Raw genomic sequence first — 17,278 nt, 5'->3', positions numbered from 1 at the left:
CGCGGGGGCTGAAAGAGTACATAACACGCTCTACGGCTTAATGAAGTGTTTGCTTTCCGGCAAAGAAACACAACAGCCATTTGCCATTGTATTGACGGACATTGCAGAGGACACATGAAATCGATTTGCGTATATTGCGGTTCTTCCCCCGGCGCTACCCCGGCTTATGCCGAAGCGGCGCGCAAGCTGGCCCAGGAAATGGTCAAGAACAACATCGCGCTGGTGTATGGCGGCGGCAACGTCGGCCTGATGGGCATCATCGCCACTGAAATCATGAAGCTGGGCGGCGAAGCCACCGGCGTCATCCCCAAGGCGTTGCTGGACAAGGAACTCGGCCACAATGGCCTGACCCGCCTGCACATCGTCAAGGACATGCACGAGCGCAAGGCGATGATGGCCGAACTGTCGGACGGCTTCGTCGCCATGCCCGGCGGCATGGGCACGCTGGAAGAGCTGTTCGAAGTGCTGACCTGGGCGCAGCTGGGTTTCCATTACAAGCCGATCTGCCTGTACAACGTCGAAGGCTTCTACAACAATCTGATCGCCTTCGTCGACCATCTGGTATCGGAACGTTTTGTCAGCGCCGACCAGTCCAAGCTGATGATGCATGAGGCCGATCCGGCGATGCTGATCGAGCGCTTCCAGACCTTCACGCCCAGCTACATCACCAAGTGGGCCGACCGCGAGGCGGTGGCCAATCTGGTGCCGTAAGCGGCGACGTTTTCAGCGCATCGTCACCTGTTGAACGTCACCGGCCCCAGATTTTCGCCAGGATGATGGAAATAAAAATGCCCGCAGCTCTTTCGAGCACGCGGGCATTTTTTATTTCAGCTTCGGTGGCGATCAGGCATCCAGCGCCTGGCGGAAATCCCCGACCAGGTCATCGGTGTCTTCCAATCCCACCGATACGCGGATCAGCGATTCAGCGATGCCCATAGCGGCGCGGCGCTCGGCGCCCATCTCATAAAAGATGGTATGCGCCACCGGGATCACCAGCGTACGCGTGTCGCCCAGGTTGCTGGCAGGGACCGCCAGTTGCAAACGGTTCAGGTAGTCGAAGCAGTCGATGCCCTCTTTCAACTCGAACGACAGCAGGCTGCCGAATGAGCGGAACAGTTCTGTCGACAACGCGTGCTGCGGATGCGACTCCAGGCCAGGATAGTACACCGCCGCCACACGGGAATCGGCATCCAGCATCTGCGCCAGCGCCAGTGCGTTCTTGCATTCGCGCTCCTGGCGCAGCGCCATTGTTTCCGCTCCCACCGCGATGTGATGCGCCGCTTCCGGCCCCAGCGAGGCGCCGAAGTCGCGCAAGGCCTTGGCGCGGATCTGCGCCATGCCCCACTGCGGCGCCGGATTCTTTTTATAGTTGTCAGCGATATGCGGGTATTGGGCCCAGTCGTATTCGCCGGTATCGGTCAGCGCGCCGCCCAGCGCATTGCCGTGGCCGGCAATGGACTTGGTCAGCGAATTGACCACGAGGCCCGCTCCCACGTCCTTGGGCTGGAACAGGTAAGGCGAGGTCATGGTGTTGTCCACCACGTAGAGGATGCCGCGCTCGCGGCACAGTTCGCCAATGCGCTTCAGGTCCGCCACCTGGGTGCGCGGGTTGGCAATGGTCTCGACGAACACCAGGCGCGTTTGCGGGGTGATCGCAGCTTCCACGTTCTTCACATCGGTGGCATCCACCATCGACACCTTGGCGCCCTGCGCACCCACCGTCATCCACAGGCTGTTGGTGTTGCCGAACAAGAAGGCCGACGACACTACGTGGTCTCCCTCGCGCAGCAGCCCCTGGACGATGGCGCCGATGGCGGCCATGCCGGTGGCGAAGCAGATGGTGGACTTGCCGCCTTCCATCTTGGTGATCTTCTCTTCCAGCGCGGCGACCGTGGGATTGCCCTGGCGGCCGTAGCGGTAGCCGGGCTGCTTGCCCTGGAACACTTCGGCCAGTTGGCGCGCATCCTTGTAGCCGAAGGCGACGGCGGTGTGGATGGGCTTGTGCAGGGAGCCGTGTTCGATGTCTTTTTGCCGGTCGCTGTGCAGGATGGTGGTGGTGAAGCCGTAGGTCTTTTTATCGTTCATCGCGGAATCGGGAGATACTGAAGTTGGGCCAGGAGCGCGTGGCCGGTGGCGGAAAGCAAAATGATAAGCCAGTTTGGCTGCGCCCGCTCCAATGAAAAACGCCGGCGCCGCATAAGCGGCAACCGGCGTCGTTTCCAGGCGGTGCGAAGAGTATGGAATCAGTCCACGCGCGCCAGGTTCAGGTTCAACTGCGAACGCACCGCATCTTCCAGCGCCGGCTTCGGATTCTTGCGGGCGTATTCGATGCGATCGAGATATTCCTGCGTGATGTCGCCGGTGATGTAATTGCCGTCGAAGCAGGAAGCCTCAAAGTTCTTGAGCGCCGGATTGCATTCCGAGATGGCGCGCTTCATCGCTTCCACGTCCTGGTACACCAGCGAGTCGGCAGTGATCTCGCGGCACACTTCTTCCTCGGTACGGCCGTAGGCGATCAGTTCGTCGCGGGTCGGCATGTCGATGCCGTAGACATTGGGGAACTTCACCGGCGGCGCGGCCGAGGCGAAGATCACGTTCTTGGCGCCGGACTCGCGCGCCATCTGCACGATCTCGCGGCTGGTGGTGCCGCGCACGATGGAGTCGTCCACCAGCAGCACGTTCTTTCCCTTGAATTCGCTGCCGATGGCGTTGAGTTTCTGGCGCACCGACTTACGGCGCAGCGCCTGGCCCGGCATGATGAAGGTGCGGCCGATGTAGCGGTTCTTGATGAAGCCTTCACGGTATTCGATGCCCAGCTTCAAGGCCAGCTCCATGGCGGCCGGACGCGAGGAATCGGGGATCGGCATGACCACGTCGATCTCGCCGTGCTTGAATTCGCGGCGGATCTTGTCGGCCAGGAATTCGCCCATCTTCAGGCGGGTGCCGTAGACCGAAGCGCCATCGATGATCGAGTCCGGACGGGCCAGGTAGACGTATTCGAAGGCACAGGGGTTCAGTGTCGGGTTCTCGGCGCATTGCTGGTTGTACAGCTTGCCGTCGTTGTCGATGAAGATCGCTTCGCCCGGCATGACGTCGCGCAGGAAGCGGAAGCCCATGCCTTCCAGCGCCACGGACTCGCTGGCCATCATGTATTCGATGCCCTTGTCGCTCTCGTTGAAGCCCAGGCACATCGGACGGATACCGAACGGGTCGCGGAAGCCCAAGAGGCCATGGCCGGCGATCTGCGCCACCACTGCGTAGGAGCCGCGCACGCGCTTGTGCACCATGGCTACCGCCTTGAACAGCGCCGCCGGGTCCAGCGAATAGCCGGTGGTGGCCAGTTGCAGTTCGTGGGCCAGCACGTTCAGCAGCACTTCGGTATCGGAATCGGTATTGAGGTGGCGGCGATCGTTCTTGAACATCTCGATCTTCAACTGGTCCGCATTGGTCAGGTTGCCGTTGTGCGCCAGGATGATGCCGAACGGTGCGTTGACATAGAACGGCTGAGCCTCTTCTTCGCTGGACGAACCGGCGGTCGGGTAACGCACCTGGCCGATGCCGGTGTTACCGGGCAGCGAGCGCATGTTGCGGGTACGGAACACATCGCGCACCAGGCCGTTGGCCTTGTGCATCGAGAAACCCTGGTGATGGTTGGTTGCGATGCCCGCCGCATCCTGGCCGCGGTGCTGCAGCAGCAGCAGCGCGTCGTACAGCATTTGGTTGACGGGGCTATGAGAGACGATACCGACGATGCCACACATGGTGGACTCCTAACGAAAAACGAAAACGAAAATGAACCGCTACTGCAAACCGCGACCGATGCCCCGAACCACGGGAATGGCATCAGACAGGGACGGAAAAACTCACATGTTCCGCAAACTTGCCCGGGAGGAACGGCATCACCGACAGCGCTGCCTCTTCCACCCACGGGCTTAATACCGCATCTTTCCAGAATGGCTGCTGCGGGATCGAGGTGGTGCCGCACAACAACGCCACCGCCACCACGATCAGCACACCGCGCGCCACACCGAAGATGCTGCCAAATCCCCTGTCAACCAGCGTCAGTCCGCTGGCCTTGATCAATTCGCTCAAGGTTCTCGATACCAGCGCCATCAACAGCCGGGTACCGATGAACAAGGCGATGAACGCCACAATCAGTCGTGTCGATTCGCCGGGTATCACTTCCGGCAACATGGCCGCCAGCGCTTCGCCATAGGCATTGGCCACCACCAGCGCCACTATCCAGCTCGCCAGCGACAGCACTTCGCGCACCAGGCCACGCAAGGTGCCGATGATCACCGAACAGACCATCACCAGCAGCACCAGGTAGTCAAAGATCGTCACGATGACAATATGGAGCTATCGGCGATCAAATTCAAGCCGGAACGATCGTCGCATTCAGGCCCAGCTTCTTGATGCGGGCGCCCATCTTCTCGGCCTCGTCGCGGCTGGCAAACGGGCCGACTCGGATGCGCGTGCGGTCGCCCGACTGGGTCGCGATCTTCTGCGTAAAGGAATGGATACCCGCGCCACTGAGCTTGTTGCGCAATTCATTGACCTTGTCCTGGGTAGCCAGCGCAGCTACCTGGATCACAAACTTTCCGCCCGCTGTCGCCGGCTTCTTGTCGGCGGTGGAAGTCGACTTGCCTTCCAGGATTGCCAGCGCACGCGAATCATCGCTCTGCTCGGCCACCTTGGGCTTGGGTGCCTCTTTCTTCGGCGCTTCCTTCTTGGCTTCTTCCTTGCGCTCGGCCACGGCCGGCTTCTCCACCGGCTTGGCTGGAACCGCCGGGGCTACCGGCGGCGGCGTCGCCGCGGCGGGAGCGGGATTGACGCTTGCCGGCTCGACAATCTCTTCCTTCTGGTCCAGGGCCGACGCTGCCGACGCCAACTTCTCGCCGGCAGGCGGCGCAGCCTGGTCGGGCTGCGTGCCGCTGGCAACGGCATTGGTGGCTGGCTGGTCCTTGGATGGAATCTGGATGGCGATGTCTTCGTTCAGGGACTTCGGTTCGGAATCGAGGATCATCGGCAGCACGATGACTACCGCCAGCGCCAGCGCAACGGCCCCGATCAGGCGGCGGCGGGCGCGTTTCTTTTCCGGCAACAGCGGGTCGGCTGCGGCTTCCTTCCCTGCTTTGCCGCGTCCGCCTGGGGCGCGGCCTGATGTATTGGATGCGCGGCTGCTGCGGCTACGCAGGACGGATGTTTCCTCCGCGGAACGCGAACGGAATTCGCCTTGGTCTGAAGCAGATTCCTGCTTGTTTTTACGGAAAAACGAGAACAAGCCCATGCGGAGTCGAATTGAATTGATCTGAATGTCTGAAAAAACTGCCCGGCACATCAGGCCCTGGCGCGAATTGGAGGGAATGCACCCGTCTCTCTCGCATTCGCGCCTTGCGGCGGATGCGGCGCACGTATGAGCACCTCTGCCGGCCTTTGAGTCCGTTCCGGAATCAGTGCAAACCGGGACGGCGAACTTGCATTACGCCCGCCACGGTGAGGAAGGATCCGAAAACCACAATTCTATCATTCTCCCCTGCTCTGCTCAGGGCATTTGCGTACGCAGCAGCGGGCGTTTCGAAGGTCTCGATGCTGCGCGCCGCATCGGGCTTGAATTCCGGCTCCACACCGGCTTCCAGCAGGGCATCCTTGAGTTGTTGCGCCGTAGCAGCGCGCGGCAGCGGCAAGTCGGTCACGCACCAGTGGTCGATCTTGTCCTTCAGGTGGGCGATGACGCCTTCGATATCCTTGTCCAGCATGGAGCCGAACACCGCATAGGTATAAGGATGGAAGCCCATGTTGTCGAGGTTTTGCGCCAGCGTGGCAGCCGCGTGCGGATTGTGCGCCACGTCCAGGATCACCAGCGGCTGGCCCGGCAACACCTGGAAACGCCCAGGCAATTCGACCGTGGCCAGGCCCGTGCGCACATCCTGCGCACCCACCGGCAGCACTTCGCGCAGCGCTTCCAGCGCGGCCAGCGCGGCCGATGCATTCAATATCTGGTTGGCGCCGCGCAGGCTCGGGTAAGCCAGCGAATTGCGGCGCATGCCGCGTCCGCCGTAGGCCCACTGCTGCTTGTCGCCCTGGTAATTGAAGTCGCGCCCCAGCAGCCACAGGTCGGCGCCGATCTTCTCGGCGTGGGCAATCAGCGACTTGGGCGGTACCGGATCGCCGCAAACGGCGACCTTGCCAGGACGGAAGATGCCGGCCTTCTCGAAGCCGATTTCCTCGCGCGTATTCCCTAGGTATTCGGTGTGGTCAATATCGATGCTGGTGACGATGGACACATCCGCATCCACCACGTTGACCGCATCCAGCCGCCCGCCCAGGCCGACTTCCAGGATCACCACATCCAGCCTGGCATCGGCCAGCAGCTTCATGATGGCCAGCGTGGTGAATTCGAAATAGGTCAACGAGACATCGCCGCGCTGCGCCTCGACCGCGTTGAAGGCGGCCACCAGCTGTTCGTCGCTGGCCATGTCGCCGTCGATGCGGGCGCGCTCGTTGAAGTGCAGGAAATGCGGCTTGATGTAGAGGCCGACGCGGTAGCCGGCGCGCCTCAGGATCGATTCCAGCATGGAACAGGTCGAGCCCTTGCCGTTGGTGCCGGCCACCATGATGACCGGGCAGCCGAACTGGAGGTCGAGCTTTTGCTTGACCTGCATCACGCGGTCGAGCCCCATGTCGATCTGCTTGAAGTGGCGCTGCTCCAGCAGGGCCAGCCATTCGTTGAGGCTGCTTGGGGTCGGGGATACTTGCGATGTCATGGCGCCGCTCGATGGAAAAAACAAATCTGCAAAAAACAAAGCCCGGATTTGCTATCCAGCAAATCCGGGCCTGAAGTATACCGCGTATCAGGAAATGGTTTCGGCCGCCTGGTTTTGCAGCAGGGCCAGCAAATGGGCGATTTCCTCGCGCATCTGGCGGCGGTCGACGATCATGTCGATGGCGCCCTTGGTCACCAGGAATTCAGCGCGCTGGAAGCCTTCCGGCAGTTTCTCGCGCACCGTGTTCTCGATCACGCGCGGGCCGGCAAAGCCGATCAGCGCCTTGGGTTCAGCCATCACCACATCCCCCATGAAAGCGAACGAAGCCGACACGCCGCCCATGGTGGGATCGGTCAGCACGCTGATGAAAGGCAGTTTCTTTTCCGACAACTTGGTCAGCATGGAAGTGGTCTTGGCCATCTGCATCAGCGACAGCAGGCCTTCCTGCATGCGCGCACCGCCGGTAGCGGTGATGCAGATGAACGGCACCTTCTGCTCCAGCGCCGCCTGGGCGCCGCGGGCGAAGCGCTCGCCGACCACCGAGCCCATGGAGCCGCCCATGAATTCGAATTCGAAGCACGCCACCACCACCGGCAGGGTCATGATCGCGCCGCCCATGACTACCATGGCATCGGTTTCGCCGGTGGACTCCATCGCGTCCTTCAGGCGATCAGGGTACTTCTTGCTGTCCTTGAACTTCAGGGTATCGACCGGCAGAGCTTCCTGGCCGATCTCATAGCGGCCGCCTTCGTCGAGCAAAGCATCGAGACGAGCGCGGGCGCGGATGCGCATATGGTGGCTGCACTTGGGGCAGACGTGGAGGTTGGACTCCAGGTCGGTACGGTAAAGCACTGCTTCGCAGGATGGGCACTTGACCCACAAGCCTTCCGGGATCGACTTGCGGCTTGCGGAACCGCTGCGTTGAATTTGGGGTGGCAATAACTTCTCAAGCCAGCTCATAAGATCCTCTTTCAAATTTCCGGTGGCGCATTGTACCAGAGGCGATCAAGCGCGAATGTAAAGCCGGATTTCATTTCCAAAATGCAATAAACGCCGCTATCACCCCCGCGAAGACAGGGATTCAGCGGCGTTTTATATGAAGAAAGGACACTGGGTTTCTGCTTTCGCAGGGACCGCTGACTGCAGATCAAGCATCCAGCGCCTGGCGGATATCGGCCACGAAAGCCTGTACCGCTTCGCATGCCTTGTTCGGCGGCGTGTTTTCCAGCTCCGAGATGATACGGCTGCCGATCACCACGGCGTCCGCCGCCGCGCCCACTGCTCTCGCGGTGGCGCCGTCGCGAATGCCGAAGCCCACACCGATAGGCAGCTTGACGTGCTTGCGGATGGCGGCAATGCGTTCGGCCACTTCGACAGTGTCGATATGGCCGGCGCCAGTGACGCCCTTGAGCGACACGTAGTATGAAAAGCCGCTACTGACCTTGGCCACCTGGCGAATGCGCTCTTCGGTCGAGGTCGGCGCCAGCAGGAAGATCGGGTCCATGTCATTGGCTTGCATCTTCTGCGCGAACTCTTCGCACTCTTCCGGCGGATAGTCGACCACGATGGTGCCGTCGACACCGGCCTCCTTGGCTGCCGCGATGAAGGCATCGACGCCGAAGCGCTCGATCGGATTGGCGTAGCCCATCAGCACCACCGGGGTGTGGCTGTTGGTCTTGCGGAACTCGCGCACGTAGCCGAGCACGTCGCGGGTGCTGACGTTGAACTTCAGGGCGCGCTCGCAGGCGCGCTGGATCACCGGGCCCTCGGCCATCGGGTCGGAGAACGGCACGCCGAGCTCGAGGATGTCGACGCCGCCGGCCACCAGCGCGTGCATCAGCGGCACGGTCAGTGCCGGCGACGGATCGCCGGCGGTGATGAAAGTGATCAGGGCCTTGCGTTTCTGCTCGGCCAGCTTGGAGAAAGTCGGTTGGATTCTGGACATGATCTTTGCGTGTTCTGTGGTTGTTCAGGCTGCATGCCCGGACGGCGGCGCCGGCCGGGCCACGTGAAGTACCAGGCCGGGGCTCAGCCCTGGCGCTGCTGCACGGTATGCATGTCCTTGTCCCCCCGGCCGGACAGGTTGGCCAACACGATCTTGTCCTTGGGCAGGGTGGCTGCCAGCTTGGCCGCGTAAGCCAGTGCGTGGCTGGATTCCAGCGCCGGGATGATCCCTTCGATGCGGCAGCAGGTGTTGAACGCTTCCAGCGCCTCTTCGTCGGTGATGCACTCGTAGCTGGCGCGGCCGCTGTCCTTCAGCCATGCGTGTTCCGGGCCCACGCCTGGATAGTCGAGGCCGGCCGAGATCGAATGGGTCTCGATGATCTGGCCGTTCTCGTCCTGCAGCAGGTAGGTGCGGTTGCCGTGCAGCACCCCCGGCGAGCCCAGCGTCAGCGAGGCTGAATGCCGGCCGGAATCCAAACCGTCGCCGGCGGCTTCGACGCCGACCAGCTTGACGTCCTTGTAATCGATGTAAGGATAGAAGATCCCCATGGCGTTGGAACCGCCGCCCACCGCCGCCACCACATAGTCGGGCTGGCGCGCGGCGATTTCGGGCATCTGCACGATGCACTCGTTGCCGATCACCGACTGGAAGTCGCGCACCATCATCGGGTACGGGTGCGGGCCGGCCACGGTGCCGATGATGTAGAAGGTCGATTCGACGTTGGTAACCCAGTCGCGCATGGCTTCATTCAACGCATCCTTGAGCGTCTTGGAGCCGGACTCCACCGGCACCACCTTGGCGCCCAGCAGGTTCATGCGGTAGACGTTCTGCAACTGGCGCTTCACGTCCTCGCTGCCCATGTAGACGATGCACTCCATGCCGAAGCGCGCGCAGATGGTGGCCGTAGCCACGCCATGCTGCCCGGCGCCGGTCTCGGCGATGATGCGCTTCTTGCCCATGCGCTTGGCCAGCAGGGCCTGGCCGATCACGTTGTTGATCTTGTGGGCGCCGGTGTGGTTGAGGTCTTCGCGCTTGAAGTAGATCTGCGCGCCGCCGGCCAGTTCGGACCAGCGCTTGGCGTGGTAGATCGGGCTCGGGCGGCCGACAAAGTGCTTCAGCTCGGTGTGGAACTCGGCCAGGAACTGTTCGTCATGCTGGTAGTGGGCATAGGCTTCGCGCAGCTCGGTCAGCGCCAGCGTCAGGGTCTCGGCCGCAAAGCTGCCGCCGTAGGGGCCGAAATGGCCGCGCGCATCCGGCAGGTTATAAGGCGCCGACTGGTGCAAGGCGGCAGGGTCAATGGCTTGGCGCTCGGCGAAGTTGCCGAGCGGATTCAGTTCTTTCATGGAAATCCTCTGTACAGGTTGTGCGCTACGCTTGCGTAGCATCCGCCAGATGAACCGCCTCGATGAAGGCGGTAATTTTGGCGGCATCCTTGATGCCCTTGGAGGCTTCGACACCGCTGCTGATGTCGACCGCGTAGGGGCGAACGCCGGCCACCGCCTCAGTGGCGTTGTGTACGCTCAAGCCACCACTTAAAACGGCCCGAGGCGCGAGTTCTTTTGGAATGACTGACCAATCGAAGACCTTTCCGCTGCCGCCATAGTGCTCGACCAGGGTGTCGAGCAGCAACCCGTTGAAGAACGGGCTGGCAGAGCGATATTGAAGCTCGTATTCTAGCAAATCGGCAGGCTGCGTAGCGCTTCCGATGCGCGCTGCGCGCATGAAGGGCCGCACCACGGCGGCGGCGATGCCGGCGCATTGCTGCGGCGTCTCGTCGCCGTGGAATTGCAACAGCGTCAACGGCACGTGCGCCAGCACCTCCCTCACCTCTTCGATGCTCGGGTTGACGAACAGTCCCACCGTGCTGACGAAAGGCGGCACGCCGGCAGCCAGTTCGGCGGCCTGCTGCGCCGTCACATAGCGCGGACTCTTGGGGTAGAACACGAAACCGACGGCATCGGCCCCGCTGCCGACAGCGGCAGCGACGTCTTCCTTGCGGGTCAGGCCGCAGATCTTGATTCGGGTACGGTGGGTCATGGCGATTGCACCTGCAATAGTTGTCGGTCGTTCATGGTCTTGCTGTTCGCGTCGCAGCTACAGCCAGGGCCAGGAGCGCGCTTCCTGCGGCAAGGCCCAGGTGTCCGGATAATCGACGCGCGCCAGGTACAAGCCGTCCGGCATGAAGGTCGGCGCGGCGCGGCTGCGATCGCGCTGGGCCAGTACCTGGGCGATCCATTCCGGCGGCTGGTTGCCGTTACCCACGAAGATCAGCGAACCCACGATGTTGCGCACCATATGGTGCAGGAAGGCATTGGCCTTCAACGTGAACACGATCATGTCGCCGTGGCGGCGTACGGTGATGCTTTCCATCTTGCGCACCGGCGACTTGGCCTGGCATTCGACCGCGCGAAAGCTCGTGAAGTCGTGCTCGCCGATCAGGTGCTGCGCGGCCCGATGCATGCGTTCGGTATCCAGCGGCCGGAAGGTCCATCCGGCCTTGCCGGCCAGCAGCGGGGAACGCACCGGATGGTTGTACAGCACGTAGTGATAAGTGCGCGCCATCGCGGAAAAACGCGCGTGGAAACCGAATCGCGCCAGCATGTCGGCGCGGCTGGCGCCATGCACTTCCTCCGCCTGCGCTGCTGAGGCTGCAATGGCCGCATCATCCACATAAGGCAGTTCGCAAGCCCAGCGCACGGCAATGGTAGGCGGCAAAAAGGCATTGGTGCCGCGTACCCACGAGAACAAGTCGCGGGCGATGGTCGTGTCGAAATGCACCACCTGCTCCAGCGCATGCACGCCCGAGTCGGTACGGCCGGCGCACGTGGTGGCAATGCGCTGCAAGGTGAAACGCTCCAACGCGGCTTCCAGCTGATCCTGCACCGTCTGACGGTGCGGCTGGGTCTGCCAGCCCTGCCACTGCGAGCCATCGTATTGCACGCCCAGCACCACGCGGCGCAGGCCTGCGCCCTGTTCTGCCGCCAGTGCGTCCGATTGTCCTGATGTATCTGTCATTGCCTTGGTTTGTATTGCACGTATGCGGCCCGATATGCGGGACCACAAAAACAAACGGGCACCTCATGCGAGGTGCCCGCGAGATGGGGCTATTGTAATCGTTCGAAGGACTCAGGCCAGCTTCGACAACATGTCCTTGGCCCGCGCCACTTGTGCGTCGTTGCCGCCGCGCGTGACTTCTTCCAGCAATTCGCGCGCACCTTCCTTGTCGCCGATCTCCTGATAAGCAGCCGCCAGATCCAGCTTGGTCGTCATCTCTGCCTCAAAAGCCGATTCTTCATCTTCTTCCAGCAGGTTGGCCGATGCCGATGGTGCCACCGGCGACTCGGCCGGCAAATCCAGATCCAAGTCGGCCAGGCTCATGGCCGGCTTGGCATCGCCGCTATCGAGCAAGGATGAGGCTGAAGCCGAAGCGGGCAGGATCGGTTCGTTGTCGTCCGGCTTGGCGCCATTCTCCAGGTCCAGATCGAAATCGATGCCCTTGCCCAGATCGACCGCCGGCATGGCGGCAGATGGCTGGATCTCGGCGCCCTTGAAGTCGCTGAGGTCGAACTCCATGCCCTGCTCTTCCGGCTCGGGCGCTGCCGGCTCCTCAGGCGTTCCGCCATACAGGGGATTGGTCGGATCCAGCACGATGCCCAGGCTGGCCGCCTTGACCCATGCCTCATTAAGGCCGCCGCTCAACTGGTGCAAGTCGAGGGCAACCTTGTTGAAGTTGCCCACATCCTGGCGCTTGGCATAGATTTCCAGCAGCTTGGAATGCAGTGCCTGGCGTTCTGGTTGCGTCTGCAGGGCCAGCTTGAGGATGTCTTCAGCCTGCTCGTCGCGGCCGTAAGCGATATACATGTCGGCTTCGGCAATCGGATCGACCGGGCTTTCTTCCTCGGCCGCCGCTGCTGGTTCCTCTGCTACGGCTGCTGGCGGCTCTTGCTCGACGGCAGCTTCAGCGACGGCAGCCGCTGCCGATTCGGACGCAGGTGCGGGAATGGGTGCAGGTGCAGGCTCAGGCTCCGCGGATTCTTCGGCCGCCGGTTCTTCCGCCTTCTTCTTGCGGCGGCGCACGCCGACCACGCCCAGTGCCGCAACCAGCAATGCAGCGGCGCCGCCGACACCCGCGAGGATGTACGGATTCTCCAGCACACTGTCGATGAAGCCGGACTTGGAAGCGGGCTTGGCAGGCGCCGGGGCAACTGGCGCTGCCGGAGCCGCCGGGGCCGGTGTTGCAGCCGGCTTCTCTTCAGGCTTGGCAGCCTCCGGTGCCGGCGTGGCCTTGGCGGCATCGCCCGGCTTCTGCTGCTCGCCCAAATCGGCGATGGTCTTGTTCTTCATCTCCAACAGTTTCTGGAGATCGCCGACGTTCTTCTCAAGCTCCTTGACGCGGTCATTGGCATCGGACAGCGCGCGATCTGCAGCGGCTTTCTCTTCCGCCAAACCGGCATTGCCGGTGTTGCCCTTGCGGCCATTGGCGCGCGACAGTTCCAGCCGGTCTTTGGCGGACGATGCGCCGGAACGCTCCTCCACACGGGTAGTGATCTTGCCGCCCCCACTCTGGCGGTCGGCGCGAGGCTTGCCGGCAGGTGCGTTGGCGACCTGCGAAGCCAGCTTGTTGCGGTAGGCGTTGAAATCCTGCGCCTGCGCTACCACCATGCCATGCGCTTCATTCTGGTCGACTGCCGACGCGGTCGGCTGGTCGGGGATAGCAAGGACCCGGCCGGCGCGCAGGCGATTGATGTTGTTGCCCATGAACGCGTCGGGGTTGGCCCGATATAGCGCGATCAGCATCTGGTCCAGCGAGACGTTGGCTTGCTTGTTGCGCAAGGCGATGCCCGCCAGGGTGTCGCCCTGTTTGACGCGGTAATCCGCTGCCTTGCCCGCCGCCGGCGCGGCGGCTGCTGGCCGTACCACTTCGCCCGACGCAGACTGCCCTGTCGTAACGGGAGCTGCCTCAGGACTGGCAGATGCCGGCGTAGCGTCCGGGGAGGCTTGCTGGCGACGGATAAGTTCTTCCGCCAATGCCGACGGTGCCGCACGCTGGACAATCGTGGTCGCAGGTTCTTCACCGCTGACCGGAATCGGCGCGCTCGCCGCTGGCGCTGGTGTTACAGCAGGCGCCGGGGCTGGACTGGAAATCGGAGCTGGAGCTGGAGCTGGAGCCGGTGCAGAAGCTGGAGCTGCAGCAGGTGCCACCTGCTGGAGAGCCGGCGACGGCGCCTCAGATGCCGCTGACGGCGCCGGTTCGCTCTTGGCGGCCGGCGCGCTCGGCGTCAGTGGTGCAACCTGGGCGTTACGCGGCGTCTTGCTGTCGGCGGGGTCAAGCAAGAAGGTATATTCGCGCACCAGCTTCGCATTGCCGGCGGACAGCTCCAGCAACAAGTCGACAAACGGGTCGCTGACCGGCTGCGACGAGCTGATACGGATGAAATAACGTCCCTGGCGCTGCTCGACAGCGAAGCTCAGCGACGACAGGACGGGGTTGTAATCGACATTGGCGCGGCTGAATGCATCGGCCGATGCCAGCTTGGCCGAAAGCTTGCCCACCTCGTCGGCGCCCACTGAGGTGACTTCGATCTCGGCGCGCAGCGGCTGGCCCAAGGAGGACAACACGGTCAGCTTGCCCAGGCTGGCGGCATGCGCCCCCAGCGGGATGGCCAATGCAAGCGCCAGTGCGGCGCTGAGTTTCTTGATCTGGGACAGAGGAAGCTTCTTGTTTGTATTCAGAGGCATGTTTATATGGCGTAGAGAAACGTTCCGCTAATAACCCGTCACGCTCTTGTTCAATCAAAATGGAAGCGGTGATTGGGGGCATGTTGCCGCTCGGATCCCGGATGTTGCTCCGGTCCCGGCTCTGCTCTCTGTCCATCGGCTGCCCCACCGGGGGCACGCCTCTCACAGGGGCCGAAGAGCCAGACTTCAGACCCATTTCATCAAATCCAGCAAATCCGGCCTGTGGGCCTGCCGGCGCGGGCGCACCAGTCTTTACGGGCGCCATCAAGCCAGCATGCAAGCCACATTTTGTTGGCTTTCATGAAATGAATTTAGATTTTCAACTTATCATCAAGAACTTACACCCGCAAGTGTAACCAAGTTCTCAAGACGAGAAAAACCCGCCAGTCACCACTTGCACGGTCACTGGCGGGCTATTGTTGCAGACTGACAACGATGTAGGCAAGCCCTAAACGCATCAGACCCGCATATCCGACCGGGCCGCAACGGACCGGCCGCCGGGCAAACTTAGCTCAGGTTGCCCAGGATGATACGCAGCATGCGGCGCAGCGGCTCGGCGGCGCCCCACAGCAGTTGGTCGCCGATCACGAACGCGGAGATGTATTCCGGCCCCTGGTTCAGCTTGCGCACGCGGCCCACACCGATTTCCAGGCCGCCGGTGATGGCTGCCGGGGTCAGTTCCTTGACCGTGACCGGACGCTCGTTCGGGACCCATTTCACCCACTGGTTACCCGCGCGGATGATGGACTCGATTTCCGACAGCGGCAGGTCGCGCTTCAGCTTGATGGTCAGCGCCAGGCTGTGGCAACGCATCGCACCGATACGCACGCACAGGCCGTCAACCGGGATGACCTTCTCGTTGCCGAGGATCTTGTTGACTTCGGCCTGGCCCTTCCACTCTTCCTTCGACTGGCCGTTTTCCAGCTGCGCGTCGATCCAGGGGATCAGGCCGCCCGCCAGCGGCGCACCGAAGAATTCGGTCGGCACGTCTTCGCGGATGGTCTTGGCCACTTTGCGGTCGATGTCCAGGATGGCCGACGACGGTGTCGCCAGCTCATCGGCCACGGCCGCATTGATGACGCCCATGCCCTTCAACAGCTCGCGCATGTGGTTGGCGCCGCCGCCGGAAGCGGCCTGGTAGGTCATGGAACTGACCCACTCGACCAGGCCTTCCTTGAACAGGCCGCCCACGCCCATCAGCAGGATGGAGTTGGTGCAGTTGCCGCCGATGTAATTCTTGACGCCCTTGGCCAGCGCATCCTTGATCACATTGTTGTTGACCGGGTCCAGCACGATCACCGCATCATCCTTCATGCGCAGGGTCGACGCCGCATCGATCCAGTAACCGTCCCAGCCCGCTGCGCGCAGCTTGGGGAAGATCTCGGTGGTGTAGTCGCCGCCTTGCGCGGTAATAATGATGTCGCATTTTTTCAGCTCATCGATGCTGTTGGCGTCTTTCAGCGTCGTTGCCGTTTTGGCGAACGACGGCGCTTTGCCGCCTGCATTCGAGGTCGAGAAAAATACCGGTTCGATGTGATCGAAATCACCCTCGTCCTGCATGCGTTGCATCAGGACCGAACCCACCATTCCACGCCAGCCAACTAAACCAACCAGTTTCATCATCTTTCCCTATTTAGAACTTCCATGGTTATCAACTTCGATTGAACACATTTGCCGGACCATCCGGCGAGCAACCCGCCTCACGGCGGGATTGTCCTTTAGCCAAGCGCCTTGACCACGGCCTCGCCCATCTGCTGGGTGTTGACCTTGGTGGTGCCTGCCTCATAAATATCGGCGGTGCGCAGGCCTTGCGCAAGCACTTTCTTGACCGCATTCTCGATACGGTCGGCCTGTTCGGCCTTGTTCAGCGAGAAACGCAACATCATCGCCGCCGACAGGATGGTCGCCAACGGATTGGCGATACCCTTGCCGGCGATATCAGGCGCCGAGCCGTGCGACGGTTCGTACAGGCCCTTGTTATTGGCATCCAGCGAGGCCGACGGCAGCATGCCGATCGAACCGGTCAGCATGGCCGCTGCGTCGGACAGGATGTCGCCGAACATATTGCCGGTAACGATCACGTCGAAGTTCTTCGGCGCCTTGACCAGTTGCATCGCGGCATTGTCCACGTACATGTGCGACAGCTCGACATCCGGGTATTCCTTGCCGACTTCAGTCACGATGTCCTTCCAGAACTGGAAGGTTTCCAGCACGTTGGCCTTGTCCACGCTGCACAGGCGCTTGCCGCGCTTGGCTGCCGCCTGGAACGCGACGTGCGCGATGCGGCGGATTTCCGGTTCGGAATAGCGCATTGTATCGAATCCTTCGCGTGCGCCCTTGAACGGGCCGTCCGGCGCTTCGCGCATGCCGCGCGGCTGGCCGAAATAGATGTCGCCGTTGAGCTCGCGCACGATCAGGATGTCGAGGTTGGCCACCAGTTCGGGCTTGAGCGAGGAAGCGCCGGTCAGCTCTGGATAGCAGATCGCCGGACGGAAGTTGGCGAACAGTTGCAGGTGCTTGCGCAGGCCCAGGATCGCCTGTTCCGGACGCAGTGCGCGCTCGAGCTTGTCGTACTTCCAGTCGCCGACCGCACCGAACAGGATGGCATCGGCTTCCTTGGCCAGCTTGAGCGTACCGTCCGGCAACGGATGGCCATGCGCTTCATAGCCTGCGCCGCCGACCGGTGCGCTTTCCATCTCGAACTTTTCGCCCAGCGAATTCAGGACGCGCACGGCCTGGTCGACGATTTCGGGACCGATGCCGTCACCCGGCAGGATTGCAATCTTCATGGCACTCTCTCTTCTAGGAATGTTCAGGATTCTTCAGG

The 17,278-nt window shown here is 62.2% G+C and carries 14 protein-coding genes; 1 reads left to right on the top strand and 13 read right to left on the bottom strand.

The window, feature by feature from the left end:
* Positions 1-114 precede the first annotated feature (114 nt).
* Positions 115-711, top strand: coding sequence for an LOG family protein (locus AKL28_RS14905; protein WP_050468950.1), 597 nt, complete (start codon positions 115-117; stop codon positions 709-711).
* 132 nt (positions 712-843) lie between these two features.
* Here the strand turns inward: AKL28_RS14905 and AKL28_RS14900 are convergent, their stop codons facing one another.
* From AKL28_RS14900 to leuB, 13 genes are all read right to left on the bottom strand, one after another.
* A complete protein-coding gene (locus tag AKL28_RS14900; protein WP_050468949.1) occupies positions 844-2,085 on the bottom strand; it encodes a cystathionine gamma-synthase family protein in 1,242 nt (413 codons plus the stop codon).
* A 158-nt stretch (positions 2,086-2,243) separates the two neighbouring features.
* Entirely contained in the window at positions 2,244-3,761 is a 1,518-nt protein-coding gene (gene purF, locus AKL28_RS14895) for an amidophosphoribosyltransferase (RefSeq protein ID WP_050468948.1), read from the bottom strand.
* 82 nt (positions 3,762-3,843) lie between these two features.
* Positions 3,844-4,344, bottom strand: coding sequence for a CvpA family protein (locus AKL28_RS14890; RefSeq protein WP_050468947.1), 501 nt, complete (start codon positions 4,342-4,344; stop codon positions 3,844-3,846).
* A 31-nt stretch (positions 4,345-4,375) separates the two neighbouring features.
* On the bottom strand, positions 4,376-5,290 hold the full coding sequence (locus AKL28_RS14885; RefSeq protein WP_050468946.1) for an SPOR domain-containing protein: 915 nt from the start codon (positions 5,288-5,290) through the stop codon (positions 4,376-4,378).
* Between the two features lie 163 nt (positions 5,291-5,453).
* Positions 5,454-6,767 (bottom strand): bifunctional tetrahydrofolate synthase/dihydrofolate synthase, encoded by a 1,314-nt coding sequence (gene folC, locus AKL28_RS14880; RefSeq protein WP_050468958.1) that lies wholly within the window; start codon positions 6,765-6,767, stop codon positions 5,454-5,456.
* Between the two features lie 87 nt (positions 6,768-6,854).
* Positions 6,855-7,727 carry an acetyl-CoA carboxylase, carboxyltransferase subunit beta gene (gene accD / locus AKL28_RS14875; RefSeq protein ID WP_050468945.1) on the bottom strand — a complete coding sequence of 291 codons (873 nt, stop codon included), beginning with the start codon at positions 7,725-7,727 and terminating at the stop codon, positions 6,855-6,857.
* A gap of 187 nt (positions 7,728-7,914) precedes the next feature.
* A complete protein-coding gene (trpA, locus tag AKL28_RS14870) occupies positions 7,915-8,712 on the bottom strand; it encodes a tryptophan synthase subunit alpha (protein WP_050468944.1) in 798 nt (265 codons plus the stop codon).
* A gap of 83 nt (positions 8,713-8,795) precedes the next feature.
* Positions 8,796-10,055 (bottom strand): tryptophan synthase subunit beta, encoded by a 1,260-nt coding sequence (gene trpB, locus AKL28_RS14865; RefSeq protein ID WP_050468943.1) that lies wholly within the window; start codon positions 10,053-10,055, stop codon positions 8,796-8,798.
* A 25-nt stretch (positions 10,056-10,080) separates the two neighbouring features.
* On the bottom strand, positions 10,081-10,755 hold the full coding sequence (locus AKL28_RS14860; protein WP_269432193.1) for a phosphoribosylanthranilate isomerase: 675 nt from the start codon (positions 10,753-10,755) through the stop codon (positions 10,081-10,083).
* Positions 10,756-10,806: 51 nt separating this feature from the next.
* Positions 10,807-11,727 (bottom strand): tRNA pseudouridine synthase A, encoded by a 921-nt coding sequence (locus AKL28_RS14855; RefSeq protein ID WP_050468941.1) that lies wholly within the window; start codon positions 11,725-11,727, stop codon positions 10,807-10,809.
* Between the two features lie 111 nt (positions 11,728-11,838).
* On the bottom strand, positions 11,839-14,451 hold the full coding sequence (locus AKL28_RS14850; RefSeq protein ID WP_050468940.1) for a FimV/HubP family polar landmark protein: 2,613 nt from the start codon (positions 14,449-14,451) through the stop codon (positions 11,839-11,841).
* Between the two features lie 507 nt (positions 14,452-14,958).
* Positions 14,959-16,071, bottom strand: coding sequence for an aspartate-semialdehyde dehydrogenase (asd, locus tag AKL28_RS14845; RefSeq protein ID WP_050468957.1), 1,113 nt, complete (start codon positions 16,069-16,071; stop codon positions 14,959-14,961).
* 98 nt (positions 16,072-16,169) lie between these two features.
* Positions 16,170-17,240, bottom strand: coding sequence for a 3-isopropylmalate dehydrogenase (leuB, locus tag AKL28_RS14840; protein ID WP_050468939.1), 1,071 nt, complete (start codon positions 17,238-17,240; stop codon positions 16,170-16,172).
* Between the last annotated feature and the right edge of the window lie 38 nt (positions 17,241-17,278).

Source organism: Herbaspirillum chlorophenolicum, assembly GCF_001189955.1.
GTDB lineage: Bacteria > Pseudomonadota > Gammaproteobacteria > Burkholderiales > Burkholderiaceae_D > Herbaspirillum > Herbaspirillum chlorophenolicum.
Note: the sequence above shows the minus strand (reverse complement) of the source record. Positions and strands in the feature narration are given on the sequence as shown.